The sequence below is a fragment of the Winogradskyella maritima genome, assembly GCF_042650215.1.
In the GTDB taxonomy this organism is placed as follows: Bacteria; Bacteroidota; Bacteroidia; order Flavobacteriales; family Flavobacteriaceae; genus Winogradskyella; species Winogradskyella maritima.
Genome location: NZ_JBHSAT010000004.1, coordinates 548930 through 571351, shown reverse-complemented (window position 1 = coordinate 571351; position 22422 = coordinate 548930). Strand labels below are relative to the sequence as shown.

Here is a 22422-nt window from a genome sequence, read left to right as displayed (position 1 = left end):
TAGTTTTATTTTAAAGTTTGTCCTCCTTTTTCACCTGTTCGAATTCTGTAGACTTCATCGATATTTGATACAAAGATTTTACCATCGCCTACATCACCAGTAGATGCAGACTCTATAATAGTTTTTACCGTGATATCTTCGAAATCATCATTGACAACGATAGATAGATATCTTCTCTGTATATCACTTGTGCTGTAAGAAACACCTCTATATACGTGGCCTTCCTTTTCATTTCCAAGTCCTGTGACATCCCAATAAGAGAAGAAGTTTACACCGACTTCATGTAATGCTCTTTTCACATTAGAAAACTTGGATTTTCTAATAATTGCTTCAACTTTTTTCATTGTATTTAGTGTTAGTTAAAATTTATAAACTGCGGCAACCAGAAAAGACGCTAAGCTTTTAGTTGCTACCAGATCGTGATCAATAAATGCATCGTCAGAGGCGCTATCTAATCGTAGCTCTGGTTTAATTAATAAGTCCTCCGCAATGGTAAAGTTACCAGTAAGTGTTGCTGTAAAGACACTAGTGTCTTCTACACCAGAACCTATGGCGCCAAAATTTCCGTCTTCAGCGAAGTATTCCCCTCTTAGTCCAAGGGCAAAAGTATCTGAGACTGTATATTGCGGGTAAAGCGCTACTCCTAAAAATCCTCCAGTATCATCTTCTAGGTCTAAATAGGCGGCATTTATTCCTAAGTAAAATGTATCAGACAAATCAAATCCGCCTGTGAAATCAATTTCAAAGAAAGACGGGTCGTAAAGTAAATTTAAAAATTGACCTTTATAGCCTAACTGTGCGCCAGCGGCATAATCTCCTGTAGGGTTGAATTCAGTGAGGTCTGTGTCATTAAATACGCCTAACATTAGGCTGAAATCTTCAGATAATGCAAAGTCTGCTTTTAAACCAGTATGGCTAAATGGCCCGTAAGAGAATAGGTAAGAAGTACTATAATTGAAATTGGCTAGTGGCGAGATCACCTCGTAGCCTAAAAAGGTATTAAAGTTACCCAAGGTTAATTTTACATTTTCACTTACATTCCAATAGGCATATAATTGGTTGATGATATTGCCTGTACCAATTTCTTCATCACCTATAGGATACATTGGAGATGCAAACGTGGCATCGGTTCCTCTTGGCCCAAACACTAAATCTGCAACAAAGCCTACTTTTTCACCCTCATGCGATACAATTAAATTGACCATACCCAGAGCAAAACCTGGTAAATTGGCAAATGATGATCCTGGAGCAATTGCATTTTCATCATTAGGTGCAGTAATATTAGCTCTATAATAGGCGTCTATACTACCGCTAAAATTAAATGATTTCTTTTTCTGTTCTTCTTGGGCATATAAACTGATGGCCATAAAAAACATCAATAGGGTTAAAAGTTTTTTCATAATTAAATTTGTTACGTTAATTCATCATCAAATCTATTTTTAAAATTATTAACCCCAAAAATTATAGGGGTTAATGTTTTATTTTTATTGTTTTTAAATTTTTAACCCTAAAAAAATAGGGGTTAATTAATTATTTGCATTTTTTTTAAGATGTTGATAATTGGAATTTTAAAAAAATCATCATTTTTCAATTTTTGATAACTAATTATTACAAATAGGCGTTTTTCGAAAACGTTTTCGCAACGAATAGCTATTATTACTGAAATATCTTTATTTGCTTATTTCATATTATATCTCAATAATTTTATCAAATATTCATTTAACAAGCACTTAATTATAGATATGGAAAAAGTGATTTTACTTTTTTTTTAATCGAGTTGTTGCTTCTATATTAGGCTAATTATAGGGTGTGAAAGCCCATAAAATTTCTGATTTATGTTGAAGAAACAAGGCCTTTATTTACCAGAATTTGAACATGAAAATTGTGGCGCCGGATTTATATGTAATCTCAAGGGCGAAAAGACCAATCAAATCATTCACGACGCTCTAGAAATTCTTGTGAAATTAAAACACAGAGGCGGCGTAAGTTCTGATGGAAAAACTGGAGATGGTGCCGGAATTTTAATAGATATACCTCACGCCTATTTTAAACGTGTTTGCGGGTTTGATGTGCCAGTTGAAGGTAAGTATGCCGTTGGCATGGTGTTTTTGCCCAAAAACAGAAATCAGTATATCTTCTGCAAATCAACTTTTGAAACTGAAATTAAAGCTCAAGGTCTCTCTGTAATTGGTTGGAGAGAAGTCCCTGTAGATTCAACCCAATTGGGAGAAATTGCCTTAGCCTCAGAGCCTAATATAGAGCAAGTGTTTATAGGCAAATCCAATGAAATCTCAGAGGAAGTTTTTAATGCAAAGCTTTATGCGGCACGTAAAATTACGGAGCACACCATACGGAAGTCTAAAATGTCTCAAAGCTCATATTTCTATGTAAGTAGTTTATCTACTACTACCTTAATCTATAAAGGTATTATAATGCCTGAGGATATAGGGCCATATTATAAGGATTTACAAGAAGAAGATTTAGTAACCCGTCTTGCCTTGGTTCATCAACGTTTCTCAACCAATACTATGCCTACTTGGGAATTAGCACAACCCTTTCGATTTATGTGTCAAAACGGAGAAATAAACACCCTACGAGGAAATGTAAGCCGAATGCGTGTAAGAGAAGAGATTATGAAAAGTGATGTCTTTGGACCACAGATAGATAAATTATTCCCAATAATTTTACCAGGTAAGTCAGACTCAGCATCTATGGATATGGTTGTAGAATTACTTACACATACGGGCCGGTCCTTACCAGAAATTATGATGATGATGATCCCAGAAGCTTGGGAAAAACATAAAACCATGTCTCCAGAACGTAAAGCGTTTTACGAGTATAATGCTTGTATAATGGAGCCGTGGGACGGTCCCGCCTCTGTGCCTTTTACCGACGGAAATTATATTGGTGCTTTACTCGATAGAAATGGATTGCGCCCCTCTAGATATACGGTTACCAAAAGCGGAAAACTTATTATGTCTTCCGAAATTGGAGTTATAGATATTGCCCCCGAAGATGTAGAACGTCATGGGCGTTTAGAACCAGGAAAAATGTTTCTGGTAGATATGAACCAGGGAAGAATTATTAATGATGAAGAAATTAAGAGCAAAATTGTAAAAGAAAGACCCTATCAAGATTGGCTAAATAAAACACGGTTACATCTCAAGGACATTCCTTATACCGGAACAAGTTGTCCGGTAGAAACGTTAGACATAAAAACAAGACAGCGATTATTTAACTATACGTTTGAAGATATACAGGAAGTCATAACCCCAATGGCACAAAATGCTAAGGAGGCCTTAGGCTCCATGGGTATAGATACGCCTCTTGCGGTTTTATCAGATAAGCCTCAATTGATATCTAGTTACTTTAAACAGCTATTTGCGCAAGTGACTAATCCGCCTTTAGACGGTATTAGAGAAGAGCTTGTCACCGACATTAGTTTGTCGTTGGGTAAAGACAGAAATATATTTAGCATAACAGAGCGGCAATGTAGAAAACTAAAAATTCAAAACCCCGTTATTTCTAATGATGATTTAGAAAAAATTAGAAACATTACCGTAGAAAGCTTTAAGGCAGAAACTATTGAAATGCTCTACCCTAAAACCAAAGGGCTTAATGGTCTTGAAGATGCTTTAGATAGCATCGTGCTTCAAATTGAAAAGGCTTTAGAAAGAAAGACCAATATCATAATTTTATCGGACCGTGGAGTTAGTAAAGACAAAGCCCCTATACCACCTCTACTTGCTTGTTCTTACGTGAATCATCAACTTAATCGTTTACGCAAACGCTCCTATTTTGATATTATCATAGAGTCTGCAGAACCGCGTGAACCGCATCATTTTGCCACCTTATTTGGTTATTGCGTCAGTGCTGTAAATCCTTATATGGTTAATGAAATTATTAGGATGCAGGTAAAAGAAGGATTCATAACTGACATGGACGAGCAAAAAGCTGTAAACAATTTCAATAAGGCTATAGGCAAGGGTATTTTAAAAGTAATGAATAAAATAGGCATCTCCACCTTGCATTCTTACAGAGGGTCTCAAATTTTTGAAATCGTTGGATTTAACTCTCAATTTGTTGAAAAATACTTTCCTTACACCACATCTAGAATTGAAGGTATTGGCTTATATGAAATTGAAAAAGAAATAGATAAGCGCTATTCTTACGCTTACCCAGATAAACTCATTGATAAGCGTTTGGGCTTAAATATTGGTGGTGAATACCGTTGGAGACGTAATGGAGAGCGCCATTTGTTTAACCCCACTACGGTAGCAAAATTACAGCAAGCTGTAAGATTGAGCGACCAAGCAAGTTATGATGTCTATGCCAAAGCCATTAACGAACAGTCCGAAAATTTGATGACTATTCGAGGCTTATTCGAATTTAATAATATTGATCCGATCCCAATTGAAGAGGTAGAACCATGGACCGAAATTGTAAAACGTTTTAAAACGGGCGCCATGTCTTATGGTTCAATTTCTCGTGAAGCTCATGAGAATCTTGCTATTGCTATGAATAGAATTGGAGGTAAATCCAACTCGGGTGAAGGCGGAGAAGATAGAAATCGTTTTCAACCAGACGCTAATGGAGATAGTCGCAACTCAGCAATAAAACAAGTGGCATCTGGCCGATTTGGTGTAACCTCTCATTACCTCACTAATGCTAAAGAAATTCAAATAAAAATGGCCCAAGGTGCCAAACCTGGTGAAGGTGGTCAGTTGCCTGGAGAAAAAGTATTGCCTTGGATTGCTGCGGCCAGAAACTCTACACCTTTTGTAGGTTTAATATCACCGCCTCCTCATCACGACATTTACTCTATTGAAGATTTAGCACAGTTAATTTATGATTTAAAAAATGCCAATAGAGAGGCTAGAATAAATGTGAAATTAGTATCAGAGGTCGGCGTTGGCACCATAGCAGCTGGAGTTGCTAAAGCCAAAGCAGATGTCGTTTTAATTTCTGGTTATGACGGTGGTACTGGAGCATCACCTTTAACATCATTAAAACATGCAGGCCTACCATGGGAGCTTGGATTGGCCGAAGCCCAACAAACTCTAGTACTCAATAATTTAAGAAGTAGAATTGTCATTGAGTGTGATGGGCAATTAAAAACCGGAAGAGACGTGGCCATTGCCGCATTATTAGGTGCAGAAGAATTTGGTTTTGCAACAGCTCCTTTAGTCGCTTCTGGTTGTATTATGATGCGCAAATGTCATTTAAACACTTGCCCTGTTGGTATTGCAACGCAAGACAAAGAGCTTCGCAAAAATTTTAAAGGTACTCCAGAGCACGTCATCAACTTCTTCTATTATGTGGCTGAAGAATTACGTGGTATTATGGCAGAACTAGGGTTTAGAACCCTGTCCGAAATGGTTGGGCAGACCCACAAGATTAACGCAAATAAAGCTATAAAGCATTACAAAGCTAAAGGCTTGGATCTATCTGCTATTTTACACAAACCAGTCAACTATAATCAAATGACTGTAAGAAATATTGAGAGGCAAAATCACAATCTTGATGGTGTTTTGGATTTCAAAATTCTTAAAGATTCTCATCGCGCTTTATACCGAAAAGAGCAGATGAATTTATCTTACCCAATAAAAAACACCAATAGAACGGTTGGCGCCATTGTTAGCAATGAAATTTCAAAAATATATGGTCATTTAGGCTTACCCGAAGATACTTTAAACATCAATTTTGAGGGTTCTGGCGGGCAAAGCTTTGGTGCATTTGGGGCCCCAGGTTTACGTTTTACGCTCGAAGGCAACAGTAATGATTATCTAGGCAAAGGCTTATCAGGAGCCAAAATAATTGTAAAAAAACCAGAAAAAGCAAATTTCCTTGCCGAGGATAATATCATTGTTGGGAATGTTTGCCTTTTTGGAGCGGTTAACGGACAAGCTTATATCAACGGAATTGCTGGTGAGCGTTTCGCCGTTAGAAATTCAGGAGCTATAGCGGTTGTTGAGGGCGTTGGTGATCATTGTTGTGAGTATATGACTGGTGGAAAAGTTGTTGTTCTAGGTAAAACAGGGCGGAATTTTGCGGCCGGAATGAGCGGGGGTATCGCCTATGTCTATGACCCAGATAACACCTTTGTAAACGGCTTATGCAATACAGAAACTATTGAATTTGAAACTCTAGAAAAGGGTGATATTCTAGATTTAAAAGCACTAATTGAAAATCACCTCAAATACACAAACAGCCAAAAAGGCCGTCAATTATTAGCAGACTGGAAAACAAGTTTGAGTCATTTTGTAAAGGTTATGCCTACAGAATACAAGCGGGCATTAAAACGTTTGGAGACCGAGGAAGCAATGGTAGAAGCATTAGAAACAGTATAGGTATTATGGGGAAAACCACAGGATTTAAGGAATTTAAAAGAAAAGATGAAATCTACGCGCCAGTAGAGGATCGTGTAAAACATTATAAAGAATTTACAAAGCCGTTAACAGATAAAGAGCTCGTTAAACAAGGCTCTCGTTGTATGGATTGTGGTATTCCATTTTGTCATAGCGGGTGTCCTTTGGGCAATTTAATTCCAGACTTTAACCATATGGTTCACCAAGGCGAATGGCAAAAAGCATCTTGGATTTTACATTCCACCAATAATTTCCCGGAATTTACTGGACGATTATGTCCGGCGCCTTGCGAGCAAGCTTGTGTCCTAGGCATTATCGAAGATCCTGTGTCTATTGAAAATATTGAAAAAAATATTGTAGAGCGCGCCTTTAAAGAAGGCTGGATTAAACCACAACCCCCTAAAGTTAGAACTGGAAAAACCATTGCGGTGGTTGGTTCTGGGCCGGCAGGCTTGGCGGCAGCACAACAATTAAATAGATCGGGCCATACTGTTACAGTTTTTGAACGAGATGATGCTATTGGCGGACTTTTACGATATGGTATTCCTAATTTTAAGCTTGAAAAAAACATTATAGACCGACGTCTCGCCATCTTAGAGGCTGAAGGTATTGAGTTTAAAACTAATGTAAATGTTGGGGTAAATTATAATGTTGAAGAATTAAACGCTTTTGATGCCATAGTTCTTTGTGGCGGGGCTACAGAAAAACGAAGTTTGCCAATACCAGGAATTAATGCCGATGGTGTAGTGCAAGCCATGGATTTTTTAACGCAGCAAACCAAGGTTGTATTTGGACAAGATATAAAAGATCAAATCCTGGCAACCGACAAAAATGTTATTGTTATTGGTGGTGGTGATACGGGATCAGATTGTATTGGAACTGCTAACAGACAAGGGGCAACATCTGTGGTTAATTTTGAAATTATGCCAAAGCCTCCTGGGCATCGTTCGCCAACCACACCTTGGCCCTATTGGCCATTACAGTTAAAAACTTCGTCCTCTCATAAAGAGGGTGTAGAGCGGAATTGGCTGATAAATACAAAAGAGTTTGTTACCGATGAAGATGGAAAACTTATTGCTTTACAAACGGTGAATGTGGAGTGGAAAATGATACCTGGAGAACGCCCAAAATTGATAGAAATCGCTGGAACAGAAAAAACATGGCCATGCGATTTAGCCTTGCTTGCTTTAGGATTTACAGGGCCAGAAAATAATTTAGCAGACCTATTAGGAATTGAAAAAGATGGGCGTTCAAATTACAAAGCTACTAATGCAACATACCAAACCAATATTCCTAATATTTTTACTGCCGGAGATATGCGTAGAGGGCAATCCTTAATTGTTTGGGCCATATCTGAGGGGAGAGAAGCAGCGAGGCAAGCAGATATTTATTTAATGGGTAAATCTGATTTGGCCACTAAAAATGAAGATGGAGATTTAGTTGGTCTCTAAGGCATATCTTTAATACCATCAATTTTATGATAAGATGCCATCATGCCTTTAATGACCGATGAGCTTAAACCTTGGTGTTCCATCTCGTTTAAGCCTTCAATAGTACACCCTTTTGGAGTGGTAACCTTATCTATCTCTTCTTCGGGATGATTCCCTGTAGCAATTAGTAGATGTGCAGCACCTTCTGCAGTATACATGGCTAATTGCTGTGCTTCCTTTGCATCAAATCCTAATTGAATTGCCGCTTGAGTCGAAGCTCTTATCATACGCATCCAAAACGCTATACCACTTGCGCAGACAACCGTTGCTGCTTGCATTAAGTGCTCTGGAATAACCAAAACCTGTCCCAATACGCTAAAGATTTTTACAGCACTTTTTAATTTGGTGTGTTCACCGTCCATTGTACTGATACAAGTCATGGATTTCCCGACTGCAATAGCTGTATTGGGCATTGCCCTAACAACACCGTTTGAAGAACCCAAAATCTCAGTAATATTTTGAATTGAAAATCCTGTTACGGTAGAAATGAGTATGTGCTTATCCTTAAAAAATGGCTTGTTTTCAATAAAAATTGCTTCCAAATGATTGGGTTGAACGGCGAAAATTACAACATCAGAATTTTCAATAGCTAGTTTATTGTCCTTGGTAATAACCACAAATTCCTCAACATTAAAAGCCTCAAGTGAATCTACATGACGTTTCGTTAAATACAGAGATGAGGCAATACTATTCTTCAAAATGCCTTTGGCAATAGAAATGCCTAAATTACCTGCTCCAATAATTGCTATTTTCATACGTGATTCAATATAGTGTTGAAAACCTACACTAAAAACTGAAATAAATCAGGTTTGTTATTTAGATAATCTCCATAAAAATTGTGAAGCTTCATTTTAGTTATTAAAGGTTCTAAATCCTTTGGGGATTTAAGTTCTAGTCCAACAACGGCGACGTCATTTTCTCGGTTGACCTTCTTGGTATACTGAAAATGAGTGATATCATCCGTTGGGCCTAAAATTTCAGCAACAAATTCCCTCAATGCACCAGCACGCTGCGGGAATTTTATTATAAAATAATGCTTAAGATTTGCATATAAAAGTGCACGTTCTTTAATCTCCGGCGTACGCGTAATATCATTATTACTACCACTAATTACGCATACTACATTCTTGTCTTTAATTTCATCAGAAAACTGCTCCAAGGCGGAAAGACTTAAGGCGCCAGCCGGTTCTACCACAATGGCATCTTTATTATATAAGTCTAATATGGTTTGACAAATTTTACCCTCATCAACAGTAACAACCTCATCTAATGTTTCTTTACAAATGGCAAAATTTAAGTCTCCAACACGTTTTACAGCTGCGCCATCTACAAAATTTTCTATTGATTTTAATGTTGTGTTTTTATTGTTCTTAATAGAGGTCAACATTGATGGAGCGCCTTTAGGCTCAACACCAATAATTTTAGTTTGAGGTGATAATGTTTTAAAAACACTAGAGAGACCTGCAAGTAAGCCGCCGCCGCCAATAGGGACAAACACATAGTGTATTGGATACGATTTAGCTTGTTCTATAATTTCTAAGCCAACTGTGGCTTGACCTTCTATTACTTTTTCATCATCAAAAGGGTGAATAAACGTTTTGTTAAGGCGCTCACATTCTGTCATTGCGGCATGGTACGCGTCATCAAACGTGTCTCCTATCAATACCACATCTATATAGTCTTCGCCAAACATTTTTACCTGATCAATCTTTTGATTTGGTGTTGGCGAAGGCATAAAGATGGTTCCTTTTATCTTTAAGAGTTTACATGATAGTGCAACACCCTGTGCATGATTGCCAGCACTTGCACAAACAATCTCATTCTCAATTTGAGAAGCACTTAACGACGAGATTTTATTATAAGCGCCTCTGATTTTATAGGAGCGGACTTCTTGCAAATCCTCTCTTTTAAAAAAGATGTTAGCGCCAAACTTTTTTGAATACTGAGAATTTTTAATCAAAGGGGTAACAGATGCAATACCTTTTAGTTTTTGTGCCACAGATTCAATGGCTTTTAATGTTGGCTTATATGTAGTTGTTATATTTTCCATGGTGTTTCCCACAAAAGCGGAAATATCATTTGTAATGTGGATCCCTACCTGCATGGTAATGACAGATTAGGCTAAAACTGTTTCTTCAGTTGGCTTGCTTTTAATGACTTTCATTGCTTTCATTGCAGCTCGCAGACGTTTCCCAACACTCTCAATAGGATGGTTTCTAATTGCATCATTAACGGCTATAAGTTCAATGTTATCAACACCTGTTGTACCTGAAAATGGTTTCCCGATGACAGAGGTGTCAACGGTTTTCATAAATTCTGTAAGTAACGGTTTGCAAGCATGATCAAATAAATAACAACCGTATTCTGCCGTGTCAGAAATCACGCGGTTCATTTCAAATAATTTTTTTCTCGCAATGGTATTTGCTATCAATGGCAACTCGTGCAAGGATTCATAATAAGCAGAGTCTTCAATAATCCCTGCGCTTACCATAGTTTCAAAAGCAAGTTCTACGCCCGATTTTACAAAAGCAACAAGCAACAAGCCATTATCGAAATACTCTTGTTCAGAAATATGGTCAGTTGTTAAAGCTGTTTTTTCAAAAGCCGTCTCGCCGGTTGCCGCTCTCCATTTTAATAAGTTAACATCATCATTTGCCCAATCTTCCATCATGGTTTTAGAAAAATGACCAGAGATGATATCATCCATATGCTTATTAAATAATGGGCGCATTATTTCTTTTAATTCTTCCGATAATTGAAATGCTTTAATTTTAGCAGGATTGGACAAACGATCCATCATGTTTGTAATACCTCCATGTTTTAAGGCTTCAGTGATAGTTTCCCAACCAAATTGAATCAATTTTGCGGCATAACCAGGCTCTGTCCCTTCTTCTACCATTTTGTCAAACGATAAAATAGCTCCGGTTTGTAACAAGCCACATAAAATGGTTTGCTCTCCCATTAAATCAGATTTAACCTCAGCAATAAATGAAGATTCTAAAACCCCAGCACGGTGGCCACCAGTTGCTGCGGCATAGGCTTTTGCCTGTGCCCATCCTTTACCTTCGGGGTCATTTTCTGGATGTACCGCTGTTAGGGTTGGTACACCAAAACCACGTTTAAACTCTTCGCGGACCTCCGTTCCTGGACATTTTGGCGCCACCATTATCACTGTAATATCTTCTCGGATTTTGTTGCCTTCCTCCACGATATTGAATCCATGGGAATAGCTGAGTGTAGCCCCTTTTTTCATCAATGGCATAATCGCCTTAACCACATTGGTGTGTTGTTTGTCTGGCGTTAGGTTTAAGACGACATCCGCCGAAGGAATGAGTTCTTCATAGGTGCCAACATTAAATCCGTTGGTGGTTGCATTTTTATAAGAATCGCGCTTTTCATCTATCGCAGCCTGTCTTAAGGTGTAGGAAATGTCCAAGCCAGAATCGCGCATATTTAAGCCTTGGTTTAGACCTTGTGCGCCACAACCAACAATGACAATTTTCTTTCCTTTAAGAGCATTGACACCGTCTTTAAACTCGTCGGCTTTCATAAAACGGCATTTTCCGAGTTGTTCCAACTGTTCTCTTAAGGGTAACGTATTAAAATAATTAGACATGATTTGTTTGTTTTAATTTTGAAATGCTTCTAGCAATGTTGATATTTTCATCTCATCTTTAGTCACGGCAATGCGACCAGAACGGGTAAATTGCATAATGCCAAAAGCAGCTAATTCTCTATATAGTAATTCTATTTCTTGGGTTCTTCCGGATTTTTCTAGCACAAAGAATTCCTTGTTTACTGTCACAATTCTAGCGTTGCTTTCCTTTATTATATTTTGAATTTGTCGCTCTTCAAACAATAAATCGGATTTAATCTTGAATAACCCCGACTCTTGATAAATGGTATCGTCTTCAGAATGATAGTAGGCTTTTATAACCTCGACTTGCTTTTCAATCTGACCAATGATTTTTTTCATTTGGTCTTCAGGAACATTGACCAATATGGTGAATTTTGAAACGCCTTCGATTTCTGAAACGGAAGAGTTTATACTTTCAATGTTGATGTGTCTTCTTTGAAAAATTGCCGAAATACGGTTTAGCAATCCTATGTTGTTTTCAGTGTAAACCGAAACGGTAAATACTTGTTTATCTGTAGTCATTATTTTCGGCTTTAGTTATTCTAATCTGATGTCTGAAACGCTGGCTCCACTAGCAATCATTGGAAAAACGCAGTCTTCTTTTTCTACACATACTTCTAGGAAATATGCACTTTTGGAAGCGACCATCTCTTTAATGGCATCTTTTAACTCATGTCGTTTGGTAACCTTATTTGCATTAATGTGATAGCCTTTTGCGATGGCGACGAAATCTGGGTTGACCATTTCGGTTGACGCATATCGTTTATCAAAAAACAGTTGTTGCCATTGGCGTACCATGCCTAAGAATTCGTTATTCAATACCACGATTTTTAAGGGAACCTGCTGTTGAAAAATAGTTCCCAATTCTTGAATAGTCATTTGGTAGCCTCCATCACCAATGATTGCAATAACCTCACGATCTGGTGCTGCCATTTTAGCACCAATGGCCGCGGGTAAGGCAAAACCCATAGTGCCTAGACCACCTGAAGTAATATTACTTTTGGTAGTATTGAAATCCGCATATCGACAAGCAATCATTTGGTGTTGCCCAACGTCACTTACAATCGCTGCTTCTCCATTTGTTTGGGTATTTATTTCTTTTAAAATTTCACCCATAGTTAAACCTTCTTTAACCGGGTGGATGTCATTTTTTATAACTTTTTCAAACTCTATTTTATAATAGGCTTTAAATTTTTCATGCCACGCGTTGTGGCTATTCGCCTTTAAAAGCGGTAACAACGATTTGAGGCTTTCTTTGGCGTCTCCCAAAACGGCAACATCAGTCTTTACGTTTTTATCGACTTCGGCAGGGTCAATTTCAAAATGAATAATTTTTGCCTGTTTTGCATAACTTTCTAGATTCCCAGTAACCCGGTCGTCAAATCGCATACCGATAGCAATCAAAACATCACACTCATTGGTCAACACATTTGGCGCATAGTTGCCGTGCATACCGACCATACCAACATTAAGCGGGTGTGATGACGGTATTGCAGATGCGCCGAGTATAGTCCAGGCTGAAGGTATTCCTGCTTTTTCAATGACCGCTTTAAACTCTTCTTCAGCATTTCCTAAAATGACTCCTTGTCCCCAAACCACTAACGGTTTTTGAGCCGAATTGATAAGTTCTGCAGCTGTTTTCAATTTTGAAACATCTAATTTTGGAACAGGGTTATAGCTTCTAATCCCGGTACACTTTTGGTATGAAAAATCGAACTCTTCGAGCTGTGCATCTTTAGTCACATCAATTAAAACAGGTCCTGGCCGACCGCTTTTGGCAATGTAAAAAGCCTTTGCAAAAACCTCGGGAATTTCAGAAGCCTTGGTGATTTGATGATTCCATTTTGTGACGGGCGTAGAAATCCCCACAATATCTGTTTCTTGAAAAGCATCTGTTCCCAACAAATGGGATCCGACTTGCCCAGTGATACAGACCATTGGCGTAGAATCTATTTGGGCATCAGCTATACCCGTAATGAAATTTGTGGCGCCTGGACCTGAGGTAGCAATGGCAACTCCCGTTCGTCCAGAAATACGCGCATAACCTTGAGCCGCATGTGTTGCACCTTGTTCGTGCCGCGTTAGCACGTGATGAATCTTATCTTGATACTTGTAAAGTTCATCGTAAACAGGCATAATTGCGCCACCGGGATAGCCGTACAAAATATCGACATCCTCTGCCAACAAACATTTAATAATGGCTTCACTCCCTGAAATACGCTCTGTTTTCAGGGTCGTGGTTTGCGATTTTAAAATGGTTTGAGTTACTTTCATAAGCCTTGTTTTTAAAATTCATCCGTTACACAGCCTTTTGAGGCTGAGGATACTGTTTTTGCGTATTTGTAGAGAACACCTCGCTCAAACTTTAGCTTTGGTGCCGTCCATGTTTTTCTTCTATTTTGAAGTTCTTCGTTGGACACTTCCAATGAAATGGTATTGGTTTCCGCATCTATGGTAATAACATCACCATCCTTAACCAATGCTATGTTTCCGCCTTCTTGAGCTTCTGGTGTAATATGCCCAACCACAAAACCGTGAGTGCCACCTGAAAATCTTCCATCGGTAATTAAGGCTACATCTTTTCCCAATCCAGCGCCTATAATTGCTGCTGTTGGTTTAAGCATTTCGGGCATACCTGGTCCACCTTTCGGGCCTTCGTAGCGAATTACCACTACGTCGCCTTTTTGTACTTTGCCTTCACGGATGCCGTCATTTGCTGCGTATTCACCTTCAAACACTTTTGCTTTTCCTTTAAAGCTTAAGCCTTCTTTGCCTGTTATTTTTGCAACACTGCCTTCTGAAGCCAAATTGCCATAGAGCATTCTTAAATGCCCTGAGATTTTTATGGGTTTCTCTATTGGCTTTATCACATCTTGGCCTTCCGACAAATCGGGAACGTCCAATAGATTTTCTGCCATGGTTTTCCCGGTTACGGTAAGACAATCTCCATGAATTAGGCCTTTTTTGAGAAGATATTTTAATACTGCGGGTATTCCACCAACGGCATGAACATCTTCCATCAGGTACTTACCACTAGGTTTTAAGTCTGCTAAAAACGGGGTGCTATCACTAATCTTTTGAAAATCCTTTAGCGTAAAGTCAATTTGTGCTGCCCTAGCAATGGCCAAAAAGTGTAACACGGCATTGGTAGATCCACCTAAAATAGTGACTAAACGAATAGCGTTTTCTAGTGACTTACGAGTAATGATATCTGAAGGTTTAATATCTCTTTCCAATAATGTTTTCAGTGCTTCACCAGCATTCACTGACTCTTGTTTCTTCTCCTCACTCAAGGCAGGATTAGACGAATTATAGGGTAATGTCATGCCTAAAGCTTCAATTGCCGATGCCATGGTATTAGCTGTATACATACCGCCACAAGCACCTGCTCCTGGACAGGCTTTCTCAACAATACTCTGATACTCTTGCTCTTTTATAGTGCCCGCAACCTTACTTCCCCAAGCTTCAAAGGCCGAAACCACATCTAACTTTTTTCCATTATGACACCCAGAATCTATTGTGCCGCCATAAACTAAAATTGACGGCCGATCTAAACGAATCATAGCCATTAACGCACCAGGCATGTTTTTATCACAGCCCACAACCGTTACCAAACCATCATAACTCATTGCTTGTACAACGGTTTCCATGGAGTCTGCAATAATATCTCGAGATGGCAATGAATAGCGCATCCCTGGTGTTCCCATAGAAATTCCATCACTAACTCCAATGGTGTTGAAAATTAAGCCAACTACATCTTCATTCTTAGTGCCTTCCTTTACTAGCTTGGCCAAATCATTGAGATGCATGTTACAGGGATTACCCTCATAACCTGTGCTGGCAATACCAACAATAGGCTTAAAAAAGTCTTCCTTGGTTAGTCCAATCGCATGCAACATGGCTTGCGCTGCTGGTTGGGTAGGGTCTTGGGTTACGGTTTTACTATATTTATTGAGGTTTCCCATATGGTTTGTTAGAAAAAAATCTTGTTAAAATTAATGGTTGTCTAAAGCTCTTTCAGCTTATGTTTTTCCGTATCGCTAGATTCAATAGCTGATATTTGTTTTTATTTATTTGATTTTCAGTTATTTGAGGCATATTATTTATGACGCTCAACAGCATTATGTTTGATAAACCTTTGTATCCTAGGCTAATTTTAAAGGTTTTTTGACAAGTCATGCTATAAAAAAAGCCTTCCCGATTGGGGAAGACTTTTTTAAAATCAGAGGGTTATCCCCTTTATCATTTCTTAATGAAAGTGATTGGCTGTTTCAAGGTCTGTAAAACGTCTAAACATTTCCATGACGCCACAATATTTGTCAATGGATAATTGAACGGCACGCTTGCACTTTATTTCATCTTCAGCTCCATAAAAATGGTAATCTACCTTAACAGTATGGTAGAATCTTGGGTGTTCATCAGTGAGTTCGCCTGAGACTTCAATCTTAAAGTCCTCAATTTTTGATTTCATTTTATCTAAAATTGAAATCACATCTAATGCCGAACAACCTGCCAAAGAAGACAGCATCATGGCTTTGGGACTGAGTCCAAAACGTTGCGTCTGTCCTTCGATATCAGTGTCCATCTTTACGGTCTTTCCACTGGGATTGTCAGATTCAAAGGTTAAGCCACCTTTCCAGTGTGTCGTGATTTTATCTGCCATGTTTTGAACTTTAATGTTATCTTGTCCTTTCAAAAATACTATTAAAAACACAACATATGGCACTAGTTACTCCGCTATCCCCTGAACACGACTTAGAAACCAAGGAATTGGCAGAATTCTTTAATGAAACCTTAGGGTTTTGCCCAAATTCTGTATTGACGATGCAAAGGCGCCCAGCGATTTCAAAAGCATTTATCAATTTAAATAAGGCGGTAATGGCTAATGAAGGTCGTGTAACCTCAGCCTTAAAACGTATGATTGCTTGGGTAAGTAGCAACGCTACTGGATGCCGTTATTGCCAAGCACATGCCATTAGGGCGGCAGAGCGTTATGGCGCCGAGCAGGAACAACTAGACAATATTTGGGAATACAGAACACATCCTTCGTTTTCGGACGCAGAACGCGCTGCTTTGGATTTCAGTTTGGCCGCCAGTCAAGTCCCAAATGCAGTAGATGCTGATATCAAAAACGAATTATACAAACATTGGAACGAAGGTGAAATTGTAGAAATGCTCGGTGTTATCTCGTTATTCGGATATCTTAACCGTTGGAACGATTCTATGGGAACCACCATGGAAGAAGGTGCCATTGAAAGTGGTAACCAGTATTTAGGAAAGCACGGTTTTGAGGTTGGAAAGCATGATGGGTCGAAGTATTAGATGAGTTAGACTTCTAGATTTTTAGATGGATTAGATTAAACCTTGCCAGAGATGGTGAGGTTTTTATATTATCGTTTTAATTATCTCTTGAAGCTCCGGCACCACCAATTCCTCAAACCAAGAGTTTTTGGCCTTCCAAAAGCGATTAGTCGGTGAGGGATGTGGCATGGGGAAATACTTAGGCAAATAATCTTGGTAATTACTTACGGTTTCGGTGAGCGTTGGCCTTGCGTCTTTTCCTAGATAATACTGTTGAGAATAAGCGCCAATAAGTAAAATAAGTTCTACATTTTTCAGTTGCTCCCAAATTTTGGCGTGCCATTGCGGAGCACATTCTTTTCGAGGAGGCAAGTCACCTGTCTTAGCCTTACCGGGATAGCAGAATCCCATGGGTAAAATCGCAAAGTTATCCGTGTTATAAAATTGGTCTTCAGTGACGCCCAGCCATCGTCGTAATTGCTTACCACTTGGGTCTTTCCAGGCAACATTGGCCAAGTGAGCTAAGCGACCGGGTGCTTGACTCGCCAATACTATTTTGCTTTTTGGGCTGAATGCCACTATGGGCTCTGGACCAAGGGGCAAGTCCTTCGAGCAAATGTCACAAGCGCGGATGTCTTCAAATAAACCCACTAATCGCTGAGCATGTATTTAAGGTCGTTTGTAAAAGAAGGATAGGTAAAAATTAGACTTTGAAACTCTGAAACCGTTAAGCCTTGATGAATGGCCAGGCTCAGTAAATTAATGGTTTCATTTCCATGAGAACTTAGTAATTGTCCGCCTACAATCTCTTCCGTTCGTGCATTAGTTATGATTATATAGGCGTAGGTATCTTCGTTTATTTTTTTGGAACTGAACCAGTCTGAAGCATCGCCTTTATAGACCTTTATATTTTTATAGCGACTTTTAGCTTCGTCTTCCGATAGGCCAACCATAGCAATATTCGGCTGGGTAAAAACAACCGATGGTACCAATCTGTCCTTGGTTTCTTTGGTATTGCCTTCAACTATATTTTTTCCCACAATATGGCCCTGCAACCCAGATAACGGTGTTAATGGCACACCAAAACTCGCCACGTCACCACAGGCATAGACTTTAGGATTGGACACGCTTTGTAGAAAGGAATTTACCGCAATCCCATCGCCATTTGCATCTATATTGGCATTATTGATTTGAAGGCGCTCCGTCGCCGGAATACGACCTGCAGAATTGAATACCTTTCGTGCTTTGATGCTGTGTTCTTCTCCTTTCGATATATAAGTGACTTTTAAATTTTTTCGTAGGGATTCAATATTTTCAACTTGCGCTTCAAATATGAAAGTGATGCCTCGTTGTTCTAAACTCTTAACCAACTTCTCCGTTAAAAAAGCATCGAATTGCGAAAGCGCGTGAGTGCCTTGGTCAATCACAGTTACTTTAGAGCCCAAACTAGACAACAAATACGCCATTTCCATCCCCACATATCCCGAGCCAATGAATACGGCTGATTTTGGGACTTTCTTCAAATTAAGGACGTCATCGCTGGTGCCTAAAAACTGAGCGCCTTTAAAATGAAGGAGTCGAGGAACACGGCCAGTGGCTATTACAAAATAGTCTGCCGTCACTCTTTCTCCTTCAACTTCAATCGTGTTTTCATCAATAAACTTCGGGGATTGATGGTACAAATCTATGCCTATGGTTTTCAGATTTTTTTCAGTATTGACAGGAACATCTTGCGTGAATTGCTTTTTAAATTTCTGAACATCTTTCCAATTAATTTTAGGCTTTTCGTCAATACCCAAGCCTTGTAAATTGTCGATGTGATGACAGATGTCCGCAAATTGCATCAATACTTTTTTGGGGTCACAACCCCTATTCGCGCAAGTCCCGCCAAATTCCCTGTCATCGGCTACTGCAACCGATTTCCCATGCTTAGCACAATATTCTGCAGTGGTTTGCCCCGCAATGCCAGAACCGATAACAAAAACGTCGTAGTGCTTTGGTTTCATGGTTTATCGCGATTTTAGGGTTTCAATAAGTTCCTTTGTATGCGTTTTGATGACGGTTTCAGAATTTTGAATGGCATCTGAAAGCGTTTCAGGATTTTCAACCATATCTTCAGTAGTTTTCAAAGCGTCGATATACCAGTTCTCCCACGTTTGAAGGATTTCAATTTGAAGCGATAATGCTTCGCCATTAGTCAGTGCGATTTGCCCTTGCTTTAACTCTTCATCGAGACGTTCCTTAGCCACTTTTTCAATATTAAGTATAACGGTTTTGGCGGTGTTTTCATCCGCATTCAACAGCGAAAAAGCTGACGCCAATCCTGCAGTGCCGACATTTTTCAGGGTGGTTTGCGACACCTTATCAATACGGTCATTATCGGTATGGTAAAATTGGTCCGTAAAATGCCAAAACAATACACTCGGAATGCCATTGCGCAAAAATGGAACGTGGTCGCTACCACCTTCAAACGGATTCACATTTACTTCCCATTTGGCACGAGCACCTTGGGCTTTGAACTTCCCAATTAAAAAATCATTCAGATAATGTGGTGTCATATCATCAAGGCTCATTTTACTGCCTCCCCATTCTGTATGTTTGTCATTGCCTCGCGTCCAAATGGCGCTTGGGTCAGGCATTTTTTCAATAAGAAAACTTCCGCCCGTCAGTTCGGTGTTTTCGCCCACCATATCTAGACTGATGCCCCATTTGATGTTTTTGGCGCGAAGGGAATCTTCTTCGACATAACGCTTGGTAGAAATGATTTCATCGCCCCATAAAAAGGTTAGCGTACGGTCGATATCAAAAGTTTCATTTTTAATCAGTTCTGCAGAAAGCTTGGCCATTTCCAAAGCCACACCAACGCCAGATGCATTATCATTGGCACCAGGCTCTTGAACATGTGCGCTAAATACCAAACGTTCTTCTGGTATTTTTGAACCTTTAATATCGGCAACAATCGTCAATTCTTCAGACTCATAGATTTTGGTTTCTATATTCACTTTAACTTCAACTTTACCAGCGTCTAAGGCCTTTTTTAATGCTTCTTTAGCTTCGTAAGACAGGGCGATTCCCCAGCCTTTGACCTCTTCATTATAAGGAATGGACCGAAACTGAATGGACGTTACGTTGATGTCTGGCTTTAGATAATCGGGATTGCTGTACGAGAGAATTCCCAAAGCGCCACCTTCGACAACAGCCGAATTAAAGACGCGACCCGGACTGCTTTCCACAAACACTATTTTGCCTTCGACATCCACCTTTGAAATATTGCGTGGATTGTCAATATAAACGACTTCAGCTGTAATGCCTTCCGCTGGTGTGCTGAACGAATTCAGCGCAATCATGTTGCGATTGGTGTCATGCTTTAGCAGTGTTTTTGTATCGCCGATGATGGTCACCGATGCATTGACAGATTCCCATGTTGGACGTTCTAGTGGTCGCTTCTCAATGCGGTAGGTAAATCGGTCTTCGGGCTTGGCTTCGCTTTCCAAAGCATAGCCAGCTTCTTTCAGTTTATCTTCAACAAAATAGATGCTTTTATTGAAGCCTTCGTTACCGACGACACGCCAAAATTGCTCGACAAAGGCAGTGGTTTCATAGGCCAAGTCGCCCGTGAATTGTTCGTTCATTACCTCAGAATAATTGGTGTTTTTTTGTTTCTGAATCTGGCACGAACTTATTAAAGATACCAATAGAATAAGAAAAGAGAATTGCTTTAACATGATGTTATTTTTTTCCGGCGACGACAATGACAATCTCGCCTTTTGGAGGTTTGTTGGTGTAATAGTCGAGTACTTCTTTGGCTGTTCCCCTAACGGTTTCTTCAAACAGTTTGGTCAGTTCGCGAGACACCGAGACCAAACGGTCTTCGCCGAAATACTCGCAAAAGTGACCTAAGGTTTTGACTAATTTATGAGGACTTTCGTAGAAAATCATGGTTCTATTTTCTTCAGACAAAAGCGTTAATCTTGTTTGACGCCCCTTTTTTACGGGCAGAAATCCTTCGAACACAAATTTATCATTTGGTAATCCAGAATTGACCAAAGCCGGGACAAAAGCTGTAGCTCCAGGCAAACATTCCACTTCAATATCTGCTTCTAAACAGGCGCGCGTCAATAAAAATCCAGGGTCTGAAATGGCCGGCGTTCCTGCATCACTAATCACGGCAATACTCATTCCTGATTTTAATTTATTGATAAGGCCTTGCACCGTTTTATGCTCGTTGTGCATGTGGTGACTTTGCATTTGGGTAGCGATTTCAAAATGCTTTAAAAGCTTGCCCGACGTTCGTGTGTCTTCGGCCAAAATAAGGTCTACATCTTTTAGAACCTCTACAGCTCTAAAGGTCATGTCGCCAAGGTTTCCGATAGGTGTCGGTACGAGGTAGAGTTTTGACATAGTTATACGGGGTCTCTAAAATATTTACCCAAAAAGTAAGATGGGAAAAGTGCAACAAGTCCATAAAGCGAAAAGTCAACAAGGTTATGCCCGGCATGGTAATGTGCCATGGTTGCCAGCACCAAGTCGAAAAAGAAACCCGCATAAGCCCATTCAGTCAGCCATTTGCTCCCGCGCCATAAAACCATAATAACGCCTAAAACTTTGGCAACGGCCAGTGGAATAACAATATATTCGGGATAATTGAAACCCTTAAAAAAGCCCTTGACCATGTCTGTATTGCTAAAATACATGTAGGCCGAATAAAGCATAATGCCACAAAGCACCGTGGTACTTGCCCAGTACAACACTTTTTTAAAGGTCATAAACTTTGTTTAGTTGAATTTATTCTCAACGATTTCCATAAACCGCTCCTCGTAGACGGCTTTGTCATCCCAGTTATTGTACTCTGGTTTTACCATTTGATTGATAAAATTAACAGCCTCTTCAGACGAACTCGATGTGTTGATTTGCCCAATAACACGGTCATAATCTTCGCTTTTTCCATCGAAAAGATGTTTGATAAAGGCTAATTTATCATTCAAACCAATTTGAAGACCTTTACCTTTCAGTTTATCATTTAATGATTTTGCCTTTTTTTCCTTTTTACGTTTGATGGCATCCTCTATCGGTTCAAATTCTGGAATATTGGCGAAGTCTTGTGTAAGATGTTCAAACTGAATTTCGTTTGGCTTTTCTTCAGAAACGGCCGTCTCTACCAAATGGTCGACGGCTTGGGATTCCTCAGGCATTTGCGCCACCATATCCTTTATTTTTTCCATCAAAGGCTCAATGATTTCTTCGTTTTCAGACTCGTCCATATTAATATAGGTACGGTCGTCTACCGTGATATTATCACTGACTTTGTTGTTAAAAGCCGTGTCTAGCATATCAAAGAATGACGAGTCGTTGCCAATGGTTGGCATGTCGTCTTCAAAATTCTCTTGTGCAAACTTTAGTACCGTCAGTTTCTCGTACAATTTGGCAACTTCCTCATGCATGCGGTCAACATCTTCTCGGCCTTTCAACTTTAGAATCCTATGTGCAATACTGACTAATTCTGATTCTAATTTCTTTTTCATTTTTATATCTGATTTGATGTCTCGTTCGTTTTAAATTTATGCTTTGGTTTCGTCGGATTTACTTTTGATATTTAATAAATTTGACCCACCTTTATGCAAACGAA

18 protein-coding genes are annotated in these 22422 nt (G+C 39.3%); 3 read left to right on the top strand and 15 right to left on the bottom strand.

From position 1 onward, the window contains the following. Nucleotides 1-5: 5 nt before the first annotated feature. Nucleotides 6-344: a P-II family nitrogen regulator gene (locus tag ACFOSX_RS03550; protein ID WP_386097085.1), complete on the bottom strand. Its 339-nt coding sequence runs from the start codon at nucleotides 342-344 to the stop codon at nucleotides 6-8. Between the two features lie 15 nt (nucleotides 345-359). Next, complete coding sequence (locus ACFOSX_RS03545) at nucleotides 360-1400, bottom strand: porin (RefSeq protein ID WP_386097083.1); 1041 nt, start codon at nucleotides 1398-1400, stop codon at nucleotides 360-362. 435 nt (nucleotides 1401-1835) lie between these two features. Between ACFOSX_RS03545 and gltB the strand changes: the two genes are divergently transcribed. Together gltB and ACFOSX_RS03535 are read left to right on the top strand one after the other, a co-directional pair. Further along, nucleotides 1836-6350 carry a glutamate synthase large subunit gene (gene gltB, locus ACFOSX_RS03540; protein ID WP_386097081.1) on the top strand — a complete coding sequence of 1505 codons (4515 nt, stop codon included), beginning with the start codon at nucleotides 1836-1838 and terminating at the stop codon, nucleotides 6348-6350. A 5-nt stretch (nucleotides 6351-6355) separates the two neighbouring features. Further along, on the top strand, nucleotides 6356-7819 hold the full coding sequence (locus tag ACFOSX_RS03535; protein ID WP_386097079.1) for a glutamate synthase subunit beta: 1464 nt from the start codon (nucleotides 6356-6358) through the stop codon (nucleotides 7817-7819). Here the strand turns inward: ACFOSX_RS03535 and proC are convergent. The 7 genes from proC to ACFOSX_RS03500 form a co-directional block, all read right to left on the bottom strand. Next, nucleotides 7816-8613 carry a pyrroline-5-carboxylate reductase gene (gene proC, locus ACFOSX_RS03530; RefSeq protein WP_386097077.1) on the bottom strand — a complete coding sequence of 266 codons (798 nt, stop codon included), beginning with the start codon at nucleotides 8611-8613 and terminating at the stop codon, nucleotides 7816-7818. The two genes, ACFOSX_RS03535 and proC, sit on opposite strands and share 4 nt — an antisense overlap. 26 nt (nucleotides 8614-8639) lie before the next feature. After that, nucleotides 8640-9908, bottom strand: a complete 1269-nt coding sequence (gene ilvA / locus ACFOSX_RS03525) for a threonine ammonia-lyase (protein ID WP_386100196.1) — start codon at nucleotides 9906-9908, stop codon at nucleotides 8640-8642. Nucleotides 9909-9974: 66 nt separating this feature from the next. Further along, nucleotides 9975-11474, bottom strand: coding sequence for a ketol-acid reductoisomerase (gene ilvC, locus ACFOSX_RS03520; protein ID WP_386097075.1), 1500 nt, complete (start codon nucleotides 11472-11474; stop codon nucleotides 9975-9977). A gap of 12 nt (nucleotides 11475-11486) precedes the next feature. Further along, nucleotides 11487-12017 carry an acetolactate synthase small subunit gene (ilvN, locus tag ACFOSX_RS03515; protein WP_386097073.1) on the bottom strand — a complete coding sequence of 177 codons (531 nt, stop codon included), beginning with the start codon at nucleotides 12015-12017 and terminating at the stop codon, nucleotides 11487-11489. Between the two features lie 15 nt (nucleotides 12018-12032). Further along, nucleotides 12033-13769, bottom strand: a complete 1737-nt coding sequence (gene ilvB / locus ACFOSX_RS03510; RefSeq protein ID WP_386097071.1) for a biosynthetic-type acetolactate synthase large subunit — start codon at nucleotides 13767-13769, stop codon at nucleotides 12033-12035. 11 nt (nucleotides 13770-13780) lie between these two features. Continuing rightward, complete coding sequence (ilvD, locus tag ACFOSX_RS03505) at nucleotides 13781-15460, bottom strand: dihydroxy-acid dehydratase (RefSeq protein ID WP_386097069.1); 1680 nt, start codon at nucleotides 15458-15460, stop codon at nucleotides 13781-13783. Between the two features lie 284 nt (nucleotides 15461-15744). Next, nucleotides 15745-16158 carry an OsmC family protein gene (locus ACFOSX_RS03500; RefSeq protein ID WP_386097067.1) on the bottom strand — a complete coding sequence of 138 codons (414 nt, stop codon included), beginning with the start codon at nucleotides 16156-16158 and terminating at the stop codon, nucleotides 15745-15747. A gap of 56 nt (nucleotides 16159-16214) precedes the next feature. Here ACFOSX_RS03500 and ACFOSX_RS03495 point away from each other — a divergent pair, with 56 nt between their 5' ends. Beyond that, on the top strand, nucleotides 16215-16817 hold the full coding sequence (locus ACFOSX_RS03495; protein WP_386097065.1) for a carboxymuconolactone decarboxylase family protein: 603 nt from the start codon (nucleotides 16215-16217) through the stop codon (nucleotides 16815-16817). A gap of 63 nt (nucleotides 16818-16880) precedes the next feature. Here the strand turns inward: ACFOSX_RS03495 and ACFOSX_RS03490 are convergent, their stop codons facing one another. From ACFOSX_RS03490 to ACFOSX_RS03465, 6 genes are all read right to left on the bottom strand, one after another. Next, nucleotides 16881-17447, bottom strand: a complete 567-nt coding sequence (locus ACFOSX_RS03490) for a uracil-DNA glycosylase family protein (protein WP_386097063.1) — start codon at nucleotides 17445-17447, stop codon at nucleotides 16881-16883. Continuing rightward, nucleotides 17447-18802 carry a dihydrolipoyl dehydrogenase family protein gene (locus ACFOSX_RS03485; RefSeq protein ID WP_386097061.1) on the bottom strand — a complete coding sequence of 452 codons (1356 nt, stop codon included), beginning with the start codon at nucleotides 18800-18802 and terminating at the stop codon, nucleotides 17447-17449. The genes ACFOSX_RS03490 and ACFOSX_RS03485 overlap by 1 nt, the downstream gene beginning before the upstream one ends. Nucleotides 18803-18805: 3 nt before the next feature. Then, nucleotides 18806-20428, bottom strand: coding sequence for a M28 family peptidase (locus ACFOSX_RS03480; RefSeq protein ID WP_386097059.1), 1623 nt, complete (start codon nucleotides 20426-20428; stop codon nucleotides 18806-18808). Between the two features lie 97 nt (nucleotides 20429-20525). Beyond that, nucleotides 20526-21197, bottom strand: coding sequence for a 16S rRNA (cytidine(1402)-2'-O)-methyltransferase (rsmI, locus tag ACFOSX_RS03475; RefSeq protein ID WP_386097057.1), 672 nt, complete (start codon nucleotides 21195-21197; stop codon nucleotides 20526-20528). Nucleotides 21198-21199: 2 nt separating this feature from the next. After that, complete coding sequence (locus tag ACFOSX_RS03470; protein WP_386097055.1) at nucleotides 21200-21562, bottom strand: DoxX family protein; 363 nt, start codon at nucleotides 21560-21562, stop codon at nucleotides 21200-21202. 9 nt (nucleotides 21563-21571) lie between these two features. Then, nucleotides 21572-22318: a hypothetical protein gene (locus tag ACFOSX_RS03465; protein WP_386097053.1), complete on the bottom strand. Its 747-nt coding sequence runs from the start codon at nucleotides 22316-22318 to the stop codon at nucleotides 21572-21574. Nucleotides 22319-22422: the final 104 nt, after the last annotated feature.